The sequence below is a fragment of the Streptomyces endophytica genome, from assembly GCF_026153355.1.
GTDB lineage: Bacteria > Actinomycetota > Actinomycetes > Streptomycetales > Streptomycetaceae > Streptomyces > Streptomyces endophytica.
The window spans coordinates 5,508,042-5,522,511 of sequence record NZ_CP110636.1; the positions used below are offsets into that span (position 1 = coordinate 5,508,042).

Annotated in this window: 11 protein-coding genes; 3 read left to right on the forward strand and 8 right to left on the reverse strand. The window is 72.5% G+C overall.

Annotation, left to right across the window (positions count from 1 at the left end):
* Positions 1–14: 14 nt before the first annotated feature.
* Together OJ254_RS24570 and OJ254_RS24575 are read right to left on the reverse strand one after the other, a co-directional pair.
* Positions 15–1,097 carry an isopenicillin N synthase family dioxygenase gene (locus tag OJ254_RS24570; RefSeq protein ID WP_265364100.1) on the reverse strand — a complete coding sequence of 361 codons (1,083 nt, stop codon included), beginning with the start codon at positions 1,095–1,097 and terminating at the stop codon, positions 15–17.
* A gap of 113 nt (positions 1,098–1,210) precedes the next feature.
* The gene (locus OJ254_RS24575) at positions 1,211–1,909 is read right to left on the reverse strand and encodes a TIGR03086 family metal-binding protein (RefSeq protein ID WP_265364101.1); all 699 of its coding nucleotides are present in this window, start codon (positions 1,907–1,909) and stop codon (positions 1,211–1,213) included.
* A 100-nt stretch (positions 1,910–2,009) separates the two neighbouring features.
* Here OJ254_RS24575 and OJ254_RS24580 point away from each other — a divergent pair, with 100 nt between their 5' ends.
* Complete coding sequence (locus OJ254_RS24580) at positions 2,010–2,495, forward strand: MarR family winged helix-turn-helix transcriptional regulator (protein ID WP_265364102.1); 486 nt, start codon at positions 2,010–2,012, stop codon at positions 2,493–2,495.
* An 82-nt stretch (positions 2,496–2,577) separates the two neighbouring features.
* Here OJ254_RS24580 and OJ254_RS24585 read toward each other — a convergent pair whose 3' ends face one another.
* Together OJ254_RS24585 and OJ254_RS24590 are read right to left on the reverse strand one after the other, a co-directional pair.
* Positions 2,578–2,841: a hypothetical protein gene (locus OJ254_RS24585; RefSeq protein ID WP_265364103.1), complete on the reverse strand. Its 264-nt coding sequence runs from the start codon at positions 2,839–2,841 to the stop codon at positions 2,578–2,580.
* 125 nt (positions 2,842–2,966) lie between these two features.
* The gene (locus tag OJ254_RS24590; RefSeq protein WP_265364104.1) at positions 2,967–5,711 is read right to left on the reverse strand and encodes a SpoIIE family protein phosphatase; all 2,745 of its coding nucleotides are present in this window, start codon (positions 5,709–5,711) and stop codon (positions 2,967–2,969) included.
* A gap of 419 nt (positions 5,712–6,130) precedes the next feature.
* Here OJ254_RS24590 and OJ254_RS24595 point away from each other — a divergent pair, with 419 nt between their 5' ends.
* Entirely contained in the window at positions 6,131–6,478 is a 348-nt protein-coding gene (locus OJ254_RS24595; protein ID WP_265364105.1) for a hypothetical protein, read from the forward strand.
* A gap of 192 nt (positions 6,479–6,670) precedes the next feature.
* Here the strand turns inward: OJ254_RS24595 and OJ254_RS24600 are convergent, their stop codons facing one another.
* Both OJ254_RS24600 and OJ254_RS24605 read right to left on the reverse strand, forming a co-directional pair.
* Complete coding sequence (locus OJ254_RS24600) at positions 6,671–8,134, reverse strand: APC family permease (RefSeq protein ID WP_265364106.1); 1,464 nt, start codon at positions 8,132–8,134, stop codon at positions 6,671–6,673.
* A gap of 334 nt (positions 8,135–8,468) precedes the next feature.
* The gene (locus OJ254_RS24605; RefSeq protein WP_265364107.1) at positions 8,469–10,553 is read right to left on the reverse strand and encodes a SpoIIE family protein phosphatase; all 2,085 of its coding nucleotides are present in this window, start codon (positions 10,551–10,553) and stop codon (positions 8,469–8,471) included.
* A gap of 446 nt (positions 10,554–10,999) precedes the next feature.
* On the opposite strand from OJ254_RS24605, the gene OJ254_RS24610 reads away from it, so the two are divergent.
* The gene (locus OJ254_RS24610; RefSeq protein ID WP_265364108.1) at positions 11,000–12,544 is read left to right on the forward strand and encodes an AMP-binding protein; all 1,545 of its coding nucleotides are present in this window, start codon (positions 11,000–11,002) and stop codon (positions 12,542–12,544) included.
* A 57-nt stretch (positions 12,545–12,601) separates the two neighbouring features.
* Here the strand turns inward: OJ254_RS24610 and OJ254_RS24615 are convergent, their stop codons facing one another.
* Entirely contained in the window at positions 12,602–12,913 is a 312-nt protein-coding gene (locus OJ254_RS24615; protein WP_265364109.1) for a hypothetical protein, read from the reverse strand.
* 154 nt (positions 12,914–13,067) lie between these two features.
* Entirely contained in the window at positions 13,068–14,297 is a 1,230-nt protein-coding gene (locus tag OJ254_RS24620) for a PP2C family protein-serine/threonine phosphatase (protein WP_265364110.1), read from the reverse strand.
* Positions 14,298–14,470 lie beyond the last annotated feature (173 nt).

The window sequence follows — 14,470 nt, forward strand, 5'->3', positions numbered from 1 at the left end:
GCCCCGGGCAGGGGTCATTCGCTCCTGGCGGCCCGCAGACGGGCGGCCTCGCGGGGTGAGTTCTCGTTGAGGCGGCCGGCACGGGAGCCCGCCAGTTTCTCGGCCAGGTGCCGGCCGACCGTGGTGGGCGGGTAGCGCGGTGCGGTGCCCGGCGGGACACAGCCGGGCAGGCAGCTGATCTCCGCGTCCCAGTTGCCGTCGTGGAAGTACGCGGCGGAGCGGCGCCGGACCACCCGTCCCCGCTCGTCGGTGGGCGGCAGCACCCGGTGCATCGTGGACCGCCAGCGGTCGTTGGTCCAACGGGCCAGCAGATCACCGAGGTTGACCAGCAGGCAGCCGGGCTCCGGCAGGACGTCGTGCCAGCCGCCGTCCCCGTCGAGGATCTGCAGTCCGGGCACGCGATCGGCCCACAGCACGGTGACGATGCCGTAGTCGGTGTGCGCGCCCATCCCCATCTGGTCCCGGTCGACGGTGAGTTCGCGGTCCGGGAGCGGATAGTGGTTCATCCGCAGCACGTCGAGGGAGTGGTCGGTGAACGGGGCGAAGTGGCCCTCCGGCAGGCCCAGTGCGTGCGCGAAGATCCCGGTCATCCGCCGGGCCAGGCCGCCGGCCCGGCGGCACCACTCGTCAACGGCCGGGCGGAAGCCCGGCAGCGACGGCCAGATGTTGGCCGGGTAGTGCGCTTCGGGGAGGTCCAGTCCGGGGAACGACGAGGCCTCGGCGCCGACGTTGAACGCCTCGAAGAGGTCCTCGGCGGCCGCGGGCACGCCGAGGCTCAGGCTCAGTTTCTCGGTGCGCGGCGGGGTGTAGCCGCGGTTGATGCCGGGCGACGGCGCCCGTAGTCGCTGCTTCTCCGCCATGGGCAGTGCGAAGAAGGCGTCCAGGGCGTCGGCGAAGGCTCCGGCGGCGTCCTCCGGGATGCCGTGGCCGCGGACCTGGAGGAAGCCGACGGTGCGCGCGGCCCGGTCGACCTCGGTGGCGAGGTCCGCGCGGGCGGCGCCGGTGCCGTTCTCCCAGCCGGAGATGTCGATGACGGGTACGTCGAGCACGCCGTCAGCGGCGGCCCGGTCGCCGGTCCGCCCGTCGCTGCTGCCCATCGAGGAGGCCCTTTCGTCACGGGGAGGGTGGTCGCGGGGTGCGGCCGCGCCGGTTCACCCGCTTCACCATTCTGCGGAGAACGGAACGGCCTGTCTCCGCTCGGCGCCGGCCGTTACGCGTCGCCGGGAGCCGCCGGGCCGGCGGGGTCCTCGGGGGCGTGCCAGGACGGGGAGCGGCCGAGCAGCGCCAGGATGCGGTCCAGTTCGCCCGCGGTGCCGTCGGCGGGGAGGCCGGGCCGGAAGGCACTGCCGGGGGCGAGCCGGGAGTCGTCGTCCGGGACGGCGCGGGCTATCGGCAGGGTGGCCCGCAGGAGTTCGGGGCCGGGGTCGTAGCCGAGGCCCAGGGTGCGGGCGACGTCCCAGCCGTGGACCACGTAGTCGATGAGGTGGAAGCCGATCGCCCGGTGCGCGGGGAAGGTCTGGGCGGCGGAGAATTCGGGGAGGTGGCACACGCGGTCGGGGTCGTCGACGGCCGCGAAGGCGGCGATGACCTGCTCCGCCACCGCGCCGTACGCCGCGACCGGGTCCGGGCCGAGCGGGCGGACCGCCCAGTGCGCCGGATCGCGGCCGTCCCCGCGCGCGGCCGCGGCGAACCCGTGGTGCTGAACGGTCATATGGGCGAGCAGATCAGCCAGCGTCCATGCGGCGCACGGGGTCGGCCGCGCGAGGTCCTCCGTGCGGACCCGGCGGACGAGAGTCACGCTGTCCCGCACCGCCTGCGCGTGCAGCCGCTTGAGCCGGCCGAAGTCCGCGGCGCGGGGGTCCGCGGGGTGGGAGTCGCTGGGGTGGGAGTCCATGCCGCGGGAGTCCATGGGCGCACCGTCAGCCGCGCCGTCAGCCTCGCCATTATTAATATGCATGCGCTTACGATCTGCTCCCGCACATGAATTTGTCAACGGGTATTTTCGTGCCATGACCGAGAACCCGGCCGACCGCGGCACCCCCTCCGGAGAACGGGCCGCCCGCCCCGATCTGGCGGCGATGATGGTGCCGTTGAGCCGCGCCCTGATGGCCGCCGAGCAGCCGGCCCTCGACGCGCACGGTCTGACCATGTGGGGCTACTCGGTCCTGCTGCACCTGGACGAGACGCCGATCCGCACCCAGGCCGCGCTCGCCGAGGCGATCCGCGCGGACAAGACCCGCATCATCGCCGTCCTCGACGACCTGGAGACCCGGGAACTGATCCGCCGTCAGCCCGACCCCGGGGACCGGCGGGTACGGCTGCTGTCGCTCACCCCCGAGGGACGGCGGGTGCGCGACGCCACCCAGGCGGCCATCCAGGAGAACGAGGAACACCTGCTGGCCCGGCTGCCGGCCGCGGACCGCACCGCCTTCCTCCGCGCACTGCAGACCCTGTCGGCGATGCCCGAGCTGCGACCGCCCCGCAAGCGGCCCTAGGGACACACCGGCACACAGAAGCCGGTGCCGGCCCCCGCGACCCGTGGTCGCGGGGACCGGCACCGGCCGGAAGCTGCTGGAATCACTTCCAGTCGCCGTCGCCGCCCCAGCCGTAGCCGCCGTGCTGGCAACCCTCGCTGAAGTACGGACCGAAGTAGTCGCTGACGCCCGCGTTCAGCCAGCAGCCACCGTAGTTGCCGTGACCGCGGTGGTGGTTGAAGTGGTGGTGGCGCTTGTGGTGGTGCTTGTTGCCATGGTCCTTGCCGGAAGCCATGGCGGCGCTCGCACCGCCCATGACGATGCTGGTGGCCAGGGCGCTAGCGGCGATCGCGGCGCGAATGCGCATGTCTGCTCCTCAGGAGGATCAAAGAGGTATATCGACCTTTTCAGGGATCACCTTCACAGAACCTCCTAAAACCTGACTCATCGTTAATTGGGCGAGTCGGAGTAATCAGCGGTCGCCGGCGCCTTTCACGCGCCGGGTTCCTCGCCCTCGACGGCCCCCGCGAGCAGATCGTCCGCCCCGGTGAACGGCTCCCCGTCGGCCAGCGCCTGTTCGGTCCAGATGACCTTGCCGCCGGCGGTGTAGCGGGTCCCCCACCGCTCGGCGAGCTGGGCGACCAGGAAGAGCCCGCGGCCGCCCTCGTCCGTGGTGGCGGCCTGGCGCAGATGCGGTGAGGTGCTGCTGCGGTCGGAGACCTCGCAGATCAGGGAGGAGTCGCGGATCAGGCGCACGCCGATGGGTCCGGAGGCGTAGCGGATGGAGTTGGTGACCAGTTCGCTCAGGATCAGCTCGGTGGTGAACGCCTCGGCCGCCAGGCCCCATTCGATCAGCTTGTGCACCGCGGCGGCGCGCACCTGGGCCACCGCGGAGGGGTCGGGCGGGACGTCCCAGTCGGCGATGTGCGCGGCGTCCAGCACCCGGGTGCGGGCGACGAGCAGCGCGATGTCATCGCTCGGGCTCTCCGGCAGCAGCGCGCCGAGCGCAGCCTCGCAGGTCTCCTCCGGGGTCCGTCCGGGCCGGTCCGCGAGGGTGCGGGCGAGCAGTGCGGTGCCCTCGTCGATGTCCCGGTCGCGGTCCTCGACGAGCCCGTCGGTGAACAGCACCAGTCGACTGCCCTCCGGCAGCCGGCCCTGCCAGGTCTCGAACGGCAGGCCGCCGAGGCCCAGCGGCGGGCCGCCCGGCACCTCGGCGGTCTCGACGGTGCCGTCGGGCCGCAGCACCATCGGCTGGACGTGCCCGGCGCGGGCCATGGTGCAGGTGCCGGACGCCGGGTCGTAGATGGCGTAGAGGCAGGTGGCGCCGGTGACCGAGCCGCCGGCCTCCTCGGCGCCCTCGTCCTGGTCGATGCGGGTGACCAGTTCGTCGAGGTGCCAGAGGATCTCGTCGGGCGGCAGGTCGAGGTTGGCGAAGTTGTGCACGGCGGTGCGCAGCCGGCCCATCGTGGCGGCGGCGTGCAGGCCGTGGCCGACGACGTCGCCGACGACCAGCGCGACCCGGGCGCCGGGCAGCGGGATGATGTCGAACCAGTCGCCGCCGACGCCGCCGAGCCCGCCGCGGCCGGCCTGCGCCGGCAGATAGCGGTAGGCGGCCTCCACGGCGTTCTGCTCGGGCAGTCCACGCGGCAGCAGACTGCGCTGGAGGGTGATCGCCATGGTGTGCTCGCGGGTGTAGCGGCGGGCGTTGTCGATGCTCACCGCGGCCCGCGCGACCAGCTCCTCGGCGAGCGAGAGCTCCTCCTCCTCGAAGGGCCCCGGTTCCTGGGAGCGCCAGAAGAGGACCACGCCCAGGATGGCGCCGCGGGCCCGCAGCGGGACGGCGATCATCGAGTGGATGCCGTGCGCCACGATCCTCCGGGCGCGCTGGGGATTCTGCAGGTGCCAGCCCCGGAACGCGGTCAGGTCCGGTTCCAGGACCGGTTCGCCGCGGTCGATGCCGGAGCCCACCGAGGTGGCCGGGTCGAAGCGGACGAGGTGGCCGACCGGGTACAGCCCGCTGTCCGGCGGTGCGCCGCTGACGGCGGTGCGCCGCATCCCCGTGCCGGTGCCGGCGGTGTCGGTGGGTTCCTCGCCGGTCAGCACGTCCTCGGCCAGGTCGACGGTGACGATGTCGGCGAACCGGGCGGCGGCGAACTCCGCCAGTTCCTCACAGGTGCGCACCACGTCGAGGGTGGTGCCGATCTCCGTCCCGGCGTCGTAGAGCAGCTTGAGGCGGCCGCGGGCGGACTCGGCACGGCCGGTGAGCGCCCGGAGCTCGGTGGTGTCGCGGAGTGTGGTGACGCTGCCGGGCGGGCCGCCGGCCTGTGCGGTGGAGCGCTGGTTGACGGCCAGCAGGCGGTCGCCGACCGGGTGGACCTCGTCGGTGACGGTCCGGCCGGAGGACAGCAGCCGGGCGGTGTCCGGGTCGAGCCCCAGGTCGGCGACCGGGCGTCCTTCGACGTCCGCCGCCAGACCGAGCAGCCGGCGGGCCTCGTCGTTGGCGAGCAGCAGCCGCCCGTCGGCCCCGACGATGATCACGCCTTCCCGTACGGCGTGCAGCACCGCGTCGTGGTGCTCGTACATCCGCGTCATCTCGGCGGGGCCCAGGCCGTGCGTCTGGCGGCGCAGCCGTCTGCTGACCAGGGCGGTGCCGCCGGTGGTGAGGAGCAGCACGCCGGCCGCGGCGCCGAACAGCAGCGGGAACTGCTGGTCGACCACGCCGCTCACCTTCCTGATGGTGATGCCGGCCGAGACCAGCCCGACGACCTTGCCGTCGTGGCCGAAGACGGGGACGACGGCCTGGACGAGCGGCCCGATGGTGCCGGTGATCCGCTCGGTGACGATCCCGCCGGCCAGTGCCGGCTGCAGCGTGCCGACGAACTTCTTGCCGATCCGGTTGGCGATCGGGTGGGTGTAGCGGATGCCGTCGGTGTTCATCACGACGATGAAGTCGACGCCGGAGAGCTTGCGGGCGGCCTCGGCCCGCGGCTGGAGCACGGCGGTCGGGTCCGGGCTCTTGAGCGCGGCCTCCATCCCCGGTGCGCTCGCGAAGGTGCGGGCGACCGCGACCGATCTGTTGCGGGCCTCGCGTTCGGAGTCGGTCCGGGACTGCAGCACGAGGGCGGCCATGGCGGCGGCGACGAGCAGGACCACGATCGCCACCTGCAGGAGAAAGACCTGGCCTGCGACAGTTCGCATCCTGAGAACCGAACGCGGGCGGCCGTAGCGTCCGGCCATGTCCTCTTTCTACACCTCCCGCATACGGTGGGCGAGCCGCGCGTTGCAGAGCGCAGCCGCCGCCGGCCGGCCCCGCGGCACGCGACAGAGCCTCACTGGTCTGTCCGCAGATCGTCCCGTGATCCGAGGCCGGGCGCCAGAGGGCGGGAAGACCCCCGGGTACGTTTTACTGACGTACATATGCGAACGTCCTCGACGAAGGGGACATACAGGCACCCGAGTTCTGGACCGTCCATGTAACTCTCCCCACAGGTTTATTCCCGCGTTCCTTCCGCGCGGGACACTCGGGTGATCGGCAGACCGGGACAAGTTGCCTGGTCAGCACGGTTCGCCGGGTTCCGGCGGCAGCCGCGACGACGGGTTCTGGTACCCCCTTCGCCGCCTACGCGCCGGCGGGCCGGTATGAGACGTTCTTGGGCATGCATGTTCCCGAGGAGATCCGTGCCGACGCGGCCGCCCTCATCGACCACCACGCGCTCGGCCGGTGGAAGCCGAACGACGCCGACCGTCGGGTCGCCGTCGCGGTCTTCCGTTTCCTGGAGACCGGGCTGCCGCTCACGGGCGAGCAGATCCGGTCCGCCCTGGCACACCCGGCATCGGCGGACCCGGTCGACGAGCGGCTCGTGAGGCTGCTGCACGGCACCGCCACGCTGCTCGACGACACCCCGGTGGCCGACGCCCCCGCCGGACGGGATGCCGTCGACCACGTCTGCCTGCTGCTGGACGCGCTGGCGCTGTCCCGCCCCGCGGAGCCCTCCGGCCAGTAGACGCCGGCAGCCGGGCCCCCAGGCGTGCGCACGAGCCCCTCGTACGCGCACCTGGGGGCCCGTCGTCGGTTCGGCGCCGCTCGGGCCCCGCACAACTGCCGGGGCCACGACCGCTCGGTGCACAACACGACGAGGCCCGCCCGGGAGCGATGCTCCGGGCGGGCCTCGTCGTGTGCCTGGCCGTGTGTGCCGTTACGCCGTCACACCGGGCAGCGGGGCGGTCGTCGGCTCCGCCACGGGGGCCTGCTCGTCCTCGGGGACCGAGATGACCCAGTGCGTGGCCTGGCGCGGGCGGAGGTAGACCGCCCAGTAGACCGCGGCAGCGGCGACGATGGCGCCGGTGATGAGCAGGCTCTTGGCGCTCTGCTGGTAGAGCACCCAGGCCAGCACCACGATCAGCAGCGCCGGGACCACCGGCCACAGCGGCATCCGCCAGGCCATCCGGTGCTTGTGCTCGCCGCGGCGGGAGACCAGGGCGCCGAGGGCGACGAAGACGTACATCGCGGCGACGGCGACACCGGTGACCTCGCTCAGGGTGTCGAGGTTGACGAAGCAGAGCGCCGCTCCGGGGACGCCGACCACGAGGGTGGCCACCCAGGGGGAGCCGAAGCGCCGGCCGACGTGCGAGAAGGCGCGGTTGACGGCGGTCGGCCAGGCGGCGTCGCGGGCCGAGGAGAAGACCACCCGGGAGTTCTGGATCACCATCACGATGGTGGCGTTGATGATGGCCAGGGCGATGCAGAGGCTGACGAAGGTGCCGATGCCGGAGTTGCTCCAGCTCTGCACCATGCCGGCCACGTCACCGGCGCCGAGGGTCTTCAGGTCGGGCGCGCCGAGGGTGATCGCGACCACCGGGATCAGCACGACCGCGGCGCCGATGGCGAGGGTCCACAGGACCGTGCGGGAGACGTTGCGGCGCGGGTTCTCCATCTCCTCCGCGAGGTACACGGCGGTGGAGAAGCCCTGGAGGATGAAGAGCGCGGTGGCCAGTCCCGTCACGATCAGTCCGGCGGTGACCGCGGTGCTGTGTCCGTGCCCGGCGTCCACGACGGGGTGGATGAGCACGGAGGCGGAGCGGTGAGCGTGGGTGAAGCCGAGGAAGGCGACGACCGCGCAGGCCACGACCTCCAGGACCAGGAAGATGCCGGTGATCCAGGCGTTGGCGCGCAGGTCGAGCAGGCCCATGGCGGTGGCCAGCAGCATCACGCCGGCGGCGGTGTACTGCGGATCGAGATGGACGATCGGGGCCAGATAGTCGGCGGTGCCCAGCGCGATGATCGGTGGGACGATCATGACCACGATCAGCGAGAGGATGAAGACCAGCCAGCCGGCGAGGCGGCCCATGAGGGTGCCGACCATCGCGTATTCACCGCCGGAGCTCGGGATCAGGGTGCCGAGCTCGGAGTAGGTGAAGGCCACGCCGATACAGAGCAGGCCCGCGATGGCGATGGTCACGGCGGTGCCGGTGCCCAGGCTGGCGAAGGAGTCCGGCACGATCACGAAGAGCGACGAGGCCGGGGTAAGGCAGGAGAGCGTGAGCAGGGTGCCGCCGACCACACCGATGGACCGGGTGAGCTTGGGCGCGGCGGCGGTTCCTTCCGCCGTACTGCGGGTGTCCCGCTCGGACGCTGCGGGGGCAACAGGCGTGTAGGGCATATCGGTTATCCGTGTCCCATCGGTGCGGGGGCCAGGAGGGGCGCCTTGTGGGGGCAGAGCGCCATGAGCGGGAGCGCCCGGCTGACCACGGACGCCGCTTCGGTGACCGAATAAAACCCTCGCCGTCGGTGTCCGTCAATACCTTGTTAAGAGTGTGAGACGACGAAATCCGTCGTCAGCGACCGCTCTGGAACATGGATCCATGCACTAACAGCCATACGGAAGCGGATTTCGCGGCTCCGGGGAATGGGTGCGGATTCTGCTCCCGGACTCCGGAAACCGGCGCAGGATTCCTCCCGCTCCCGGGCCCGGCAGGTCCACGGTGCGCCCCCGGTCACTCCCCTTCGGGGCGGACCCGGGCGATGAGCAGGGCGACGTCGTCGTGGCCGTGCTCGTCGCGCAGCGCGCTCAGCAGGCGGTCGCACAGCCTCTCCAGGTCCCCCTCGGGCTCGGCGAGCACGGTGAGCAGGGTGTCCAGGCGGATGTCGATGGCCTGGTGCCGGGTTTCGATCAGGCCGTCGGTGTAGAGGACCAGCAGGTCGCCCTCGTGCAGCGGGACCGTGGTCTGCTCGAACGGGACACCGCCGACGCCGAGCGGGGCGCCGGTGGGCAGGTCGAGCAGCTCGGGCGGGCGGCCCGCCCGGAGCACGACCGGTGGCAGATGCCCGGCGACGGCGATCCGGCAGCAGCCGTCCTCCGGGTCGTAGACCGCGTACAGGCAGGTGGCGAAGGCCGGGTCGAGGCCGGCGGCGATGTGGTCGAGGTGGCTGAGCACGTCGGCGGGGTCCAGATCGAGATCGGCCAGCGCGCGGGTGGTGGTGCGCAGCTGGCCCATGGTGGCGGCGGCGTTGATGCCGCTGCCCATCACGTCGCCGACGACCAGGGCGGTCTTGCCGCCGGCCACCGGGATCGCGTCGAACCAGTCGCCGCCGACCTCGCTGGCCGCCTGCGCGGGCTGGTAGCGGTAGGCGATCTCCATGGCCGTGGGCTGCGGCGGCCGGTGGTTCATCAGGTGGCGCTGGAGGGTGAGCGCGGTCCGGCGTTCGCTCTGGTACGAGCGGGCGTTGTCGATGCAGACCGCCGCCCGGGAGGCCAGTTCGACGGCGAGCACCGCGTCGTCCTCGTCGAACGGCACCTGGTTGCGCACGCGGTAGAGCGAGAGCGCGCCGAGCACCTCACCACGGGCGATCAGCGGCACCGCGAGATAGGAGTGGAGTCCGGCCCGGCGCAGCAGTGCGGCGCCCTCGGCGTCGGCGGCGATGTGCGGCAGGTCGTCGTCGGCGACCTGGGCGACGAGCACCGGGCGGGCGTCGGTGACGCAGCGGGTGATCAGCCGGTCGGCGTCGTAGGAGGCGATCTGGCCGGTGGGGTCGGCGGCGCGGACGGCGTCGGTGGCGTAGGCCGCGGACACCGCGAGGGCGCGGAAGCGGGCCGGGCCACCGGCGGCGAGCGCGGCCGGGCGGCGGCCGTCCAGGACGGCGTCGAGGACGTCGACCGCGGCCAGGTCGGCGAGCTCGGGAACGATGACGTCGGCGAGTTCGTGGGCGGTCTGGTCGACGTCGAGGGTGGTGCCGACGCTCGCCGAGGCGTCGGCGATCAGGGCCAGCCGCCGCCGGGCGCGGGCGGCCTCGGTGGCGGCGCTGTGCTGTTCGGTGACGTCCACGACGGAGGTGGCGAGCCCGAGGACCCGGCCGCCGGGGTCCTCCAGCCGGTAGTACGACACCGACCACGCCTGGTCGGTGTCCGGGTCGGCGGCCGTGCGGCCGACGGTGAACTGGTCCAGCAGCGGCCGCCCGGTCTCCAGGACCTCCCGCATCCGGTCCACGATGACGTCGGTGTCGAGGAACGACAGCGCCTCCCGGACGTGCCGGCCGATGTGCCGGTCCGCCGGCAGGTCGTTGATCCGCTCCAGCGCCGGGTTGACCATGACGAAGCGCAGGTGGGTGTCCAGGACCGCCAGGCCGATCGGTGACTGGGCCACCAGGCGCACCGACAGCGCCAGGTCGCGCTCGACCCGGCGCAGCACGGACTGGTCGGTGGCGATGCCGAGGGCGTAGGTCTCGCCGCGCTCGTCCAGCAGTCGCATGTTGCGGAACTCGACCAGCCGGGTGCTGCCGTCCTTGTGCCGGACGGGGAAGACCCCGGCCCAGCTCTCGCCGCCCGCCATGACCTTGGAGAACAGCTGCAGGACGAGGTCGAGGTGTTCCGGCGGGACCAGCAGCTTGGCGGCGGGCCGGCCGAGCGCCTCCTTGGCGGTCCAGCCGAAGAGTTGCTCGGCCTGGGGGCTCCACAGGGTGATCCGGCCGTCCGCGTCCAGCATCACCGCGGCCACGCCCAGTACGTCGAGCAGGCCGCCGGGCTGCCCCGGTGTGGCCCCGACCGGGGCGGCACCCTCGGGGAACGCGTCGGTCGCACCCATCCAGGCACTCCTTCCGCCGGTCCCCCTGGGACCGACAGCCGTGGCGCTCTCCGTACATCGGCCGATTCTCGCCGTGTTTCCGCTGCCCTCCATCATCTCTCGCCACGGGACGGCCCCGCAGGGAGAGCGGGAGCGGCAGGGCCGGGGCACCCGGTGCGCGAGGGAGCATTATCCGCCGCGGGTGCCCGCTCGGCGACCTTGTCGACGATATTCGGGGCGATGGTTCCGGCCGTCGTGCGGACCCGTGGCACGGCGGGACGGGCAGGTCATGGCCGTGGTGGTGGCCCGCGGGCCGTCGCGCCACCTCCCGGCCGGGGCCGCCGAGTTGGAGATGTCGATCACCAGGGATTACCCTGAATCTTTAGTTGCCTCTAGCAACTAAAGCTAGGTGATCACACCCGGCGGCCGCGACCGGGCCCGCCGGCGTCAGGAGGAAGCCCGACATCATGTCCCACGCTGACCGGACATTCCGCACCTATGTGGAGGAGAACCTCGATGTACTTAGCTCCGACCCGGCGCACGAAGCCGTGGTCCATCAGGGCCGCCGGGTAACGGCGGGCGAGTTCCGCACCCTGGTCCACCGGATGGCGCGGGCCCTGCGGGCCCGTGGTGTGGCCCGCGAGGACACCGTCACCCTGCTGAGCGGCAACCTCCCCGAGGCCCTGGTCGCCCGCTACGCGGCGAACCTGATCGGCGCCCGGGTCAACCACCTCTACAACAAGCTGTCCGCCGACTCCCAGGCCGACATCGTCCGCGACGTCGAGACCCGGGCACTGATCGTCGACCCGCGGTACGCCGAACGCGCCGCCGAGGTAACCGAGTTGGCGCCGGTCCCGGAGGTCCTCGTCCTCGGTCCGGCGAAGCTCGGCACGGACCTGCTGGAGCTGGCGGCCGAGCAGTCCGACGAGCCGTTCGCGAGCCTGGCCCGGCCGGAGGACGTCTGCACGATCCGCCACACCGGGGGCACCACCGGCCACCCCAAGGGCATCTGCACCACCTTCGAGCAGGCCCGCTGGTTCCGCGGCGTACTGCCGGAGAAGCCGGGCGAGCGCCGGCAGCTGGTCGCGACGACGCTGGCCCACGCGGCCGGCGCGATGGCCGACAGCACCCTGTACGCCGGCGGCACGGTCGTCCTGCTCGACGACTTCGACCCCGCCGAGGTGCTCGCCGCCATCGAGCGCGAGCGCATCACCGACCTGTTCCTGCTCCCGCCGCTGCTCTACCAGCTGATGGACCATCCGGACCGGCCGCGCACCGACACCTCCAGCCTGCGGATGGTGGCCTACGGCGGCTGCCAGGCGTCCCCGGCGCGGATAGCCGACGCGATACGGGCGTTCGGCCCGGTGCTGATGCAGGGGTACGGGCAGAACGAGGCCGGCGGCATCAGCGTGCTCACCCAGGAGGACCACGACCCGGACCGTCCCGACCGGCTGCGGTCCGCGGGCAAGGTGCTGCCCGACGTCGAGGTGGCCATCCGCGACGAGTCGGGCCGCGATCTGCCGAACGGCGAGCACGGCGAGGTCTGCGTCCGCTCGGCCATGATCATGCAGGGCTACTGGAAGCAGCCGGAGCTGACCGCGGAGGTACTGCGGGACGGCTGGCTGCACACCGGCGACATCGGATTCCTCGACGACGAGGGGTACTTGACCATCGTCGACCGGATCAAGGACATGATCGTCGTGGTCGGCGGCCATGTGTACACCACCGAGCTGGAGGACCTGCTGAACTCGCACCCGCAGGTACTCCAGAGCGCCGTCTACGGGGTCCGGGACGCCGACCGCATGGAGCGGGTGCACGCCGCGGTGGTGCGGGCGCCGGGAAGCACGGTCGACGGGCCGGAACTGCGCGCGATGGTGTGCGCGGAGCGCGGCGCGATGTACGAGCCGGCGCACCTCACGTTCGTCGACGTGCTGCCGCTGACCGATGCCGGCAAGCCGGACAAGAAGGAGCTGCGCCGCCGGGCCGAGCAGGAGGCCGGCACCGCCGCGTGACCGCAGCGTCGGGCCGCCGCAGCCCAACGCTGCGGCGGCCCGACTTGCTACTGCCGGTCAGATGAGACCCAGCCAGCCAAGACCGCCGAACCCGCCGAACGGGCCGTAGCCGAAGCCGTTGCCGTAGCCGAACCCGTTGCCGTAGCCGTTGCCGTAGCCGCCGTAGCCGCCGTAGCCGAAACGGTCGAAACCGCGGTGGTGGTGGCAGCCGTGGTGGTGGTGACGGTGGTGGCCACGGCCGTAGTGGTCGTAGCCCGACGAAGACGCCGCCGGGCTCTGGGGGGCGGCGGAGGCCACACCGGCGAGCGGGACGACGGTGGCGGCGGCAATCGCCGCGGCGGCCACAGAGCGACCTATGATCTTGCGCATTGCGTTTCTCCTGTTTGGCAGGAAATCTGACATTCCGATGAGTACCGCGCGGGATCGCAAACCGTGCAGGCACGACGGAGAGCCACTCCAACGGCCTCAAGAATTGCTCCAGTCGTGGCAATGAAAAGGCAAAGTCCGGCGGGGAGCGCACAGCTCAGAGCCGGATGACGACGAGCGCGGTGTCATCGGTCGCCCCGTCGGGCGGCAGCAGCTCGGCCAGCAGCGCATCGGCGAGCGTCTCCGCCCCCGCGCCCCGGTGCCGGGTAAGCGACGCGGCCAGCCGTGCCAGCCCGATGTCGATGTCCTCGCGGCGGCGCTCGATCAGCCCGTCCGTGTACAGCACCAGCACCGCGTCGTCGGCGAAGGAGACCAGGGCCTCGGGGCGGCTCACGTGCTCGGGCCGGGCCCCCAGCGGCGGATCGGTCGCCCCGTCCAGGAACTCCACCCGGCCGTCCGGGTGCAGCAGCGCCGGCGGCGGATGCCCGGCGCTGCTGTAGGCGAGGGTGTGGCTGGACCAGTCGATGAACACCTCCACCGCGGTGGCGGATTCGGCGCCCTCCACCGAGCGGGCGTAGATGCCCAGCACCTCCAGCGCCCGGGCGGGCCCCGGGGTGACCAGCGTGGCAGCGCTCAGCGCACTGCGCAGCTGCCCCATGACGCAGGCCGCCTCCAGCCCATGGCCGACGACGTCACCGACCGCCACCGCCATCCGGTCCCCGGGCAGCTCCGCCAGGTCGTACCAGTCACCGCAGACGTTGAGCGCCCCGACCGCGGGCCGGTAGCGCACCGCGGCCCGGTGGTGCCCCACCGGGCGGGGCGCGGGCAGCATCGCTTCCTGGAGCGCCAGCACCACCAGCCGTTCCCTGGCGTGGGCCTGGCGCAGCCGGTCGTTGAGCTGCTGGAGTTCCTGGGCCCGGGCGTAGAGTTCGACCGTCATCCGCTGCAGGTCACCGCCGTCGTCCCGCGGGGCGCCGGCCCGGACGGTCTCGGTGACCTCCTCCACCCGGTGCACGATCAGCCGCACCCGCCCGTCCGCGTCGAGGACCGGCGCGTTGACGGGGCTCCAGTAGCGCTCCTCGAACACGCCCGGCCGGCCGGGCAGTTCGACGTCGTAGCGCTGGAGGGCCATGGTGTCGGTCAGGCCGGTGGCCAGCACCCGTTCCAGGGACGCCCGCAGGTTGCGCGTACCGGTGGCGTCGGGGTCCCGGGGGTTGTCGGGGAACACGTCGAAGAGGTGGTGCCCGACCACCTGTCGCCGCTGCCGGCCGGCGCGGCGCAGCAGGGCCTCGTTGGCGTCGGCGATCATCAGCTCCGGGGTGAGCAGCAGCACCGCGCCCGGCAGTGCCTGGAAGACCGCCGCATAGTCGATCGGGAACTCGCTCATGGCCGGCCCGCATTCTCGTTCGCCACGTGCGGAATGCTCTCGTCAGGCGGGCCGACGCGCATACGGGGCGACGGACCGCGGACCGCCCCCGGCGAGCGAACCGCGAGGCCGTGGCGGAAGCGCACCGGCCCGGTCGGGTACGGCCGTCCGGGGCATCCGGTGCCGGACCGGCC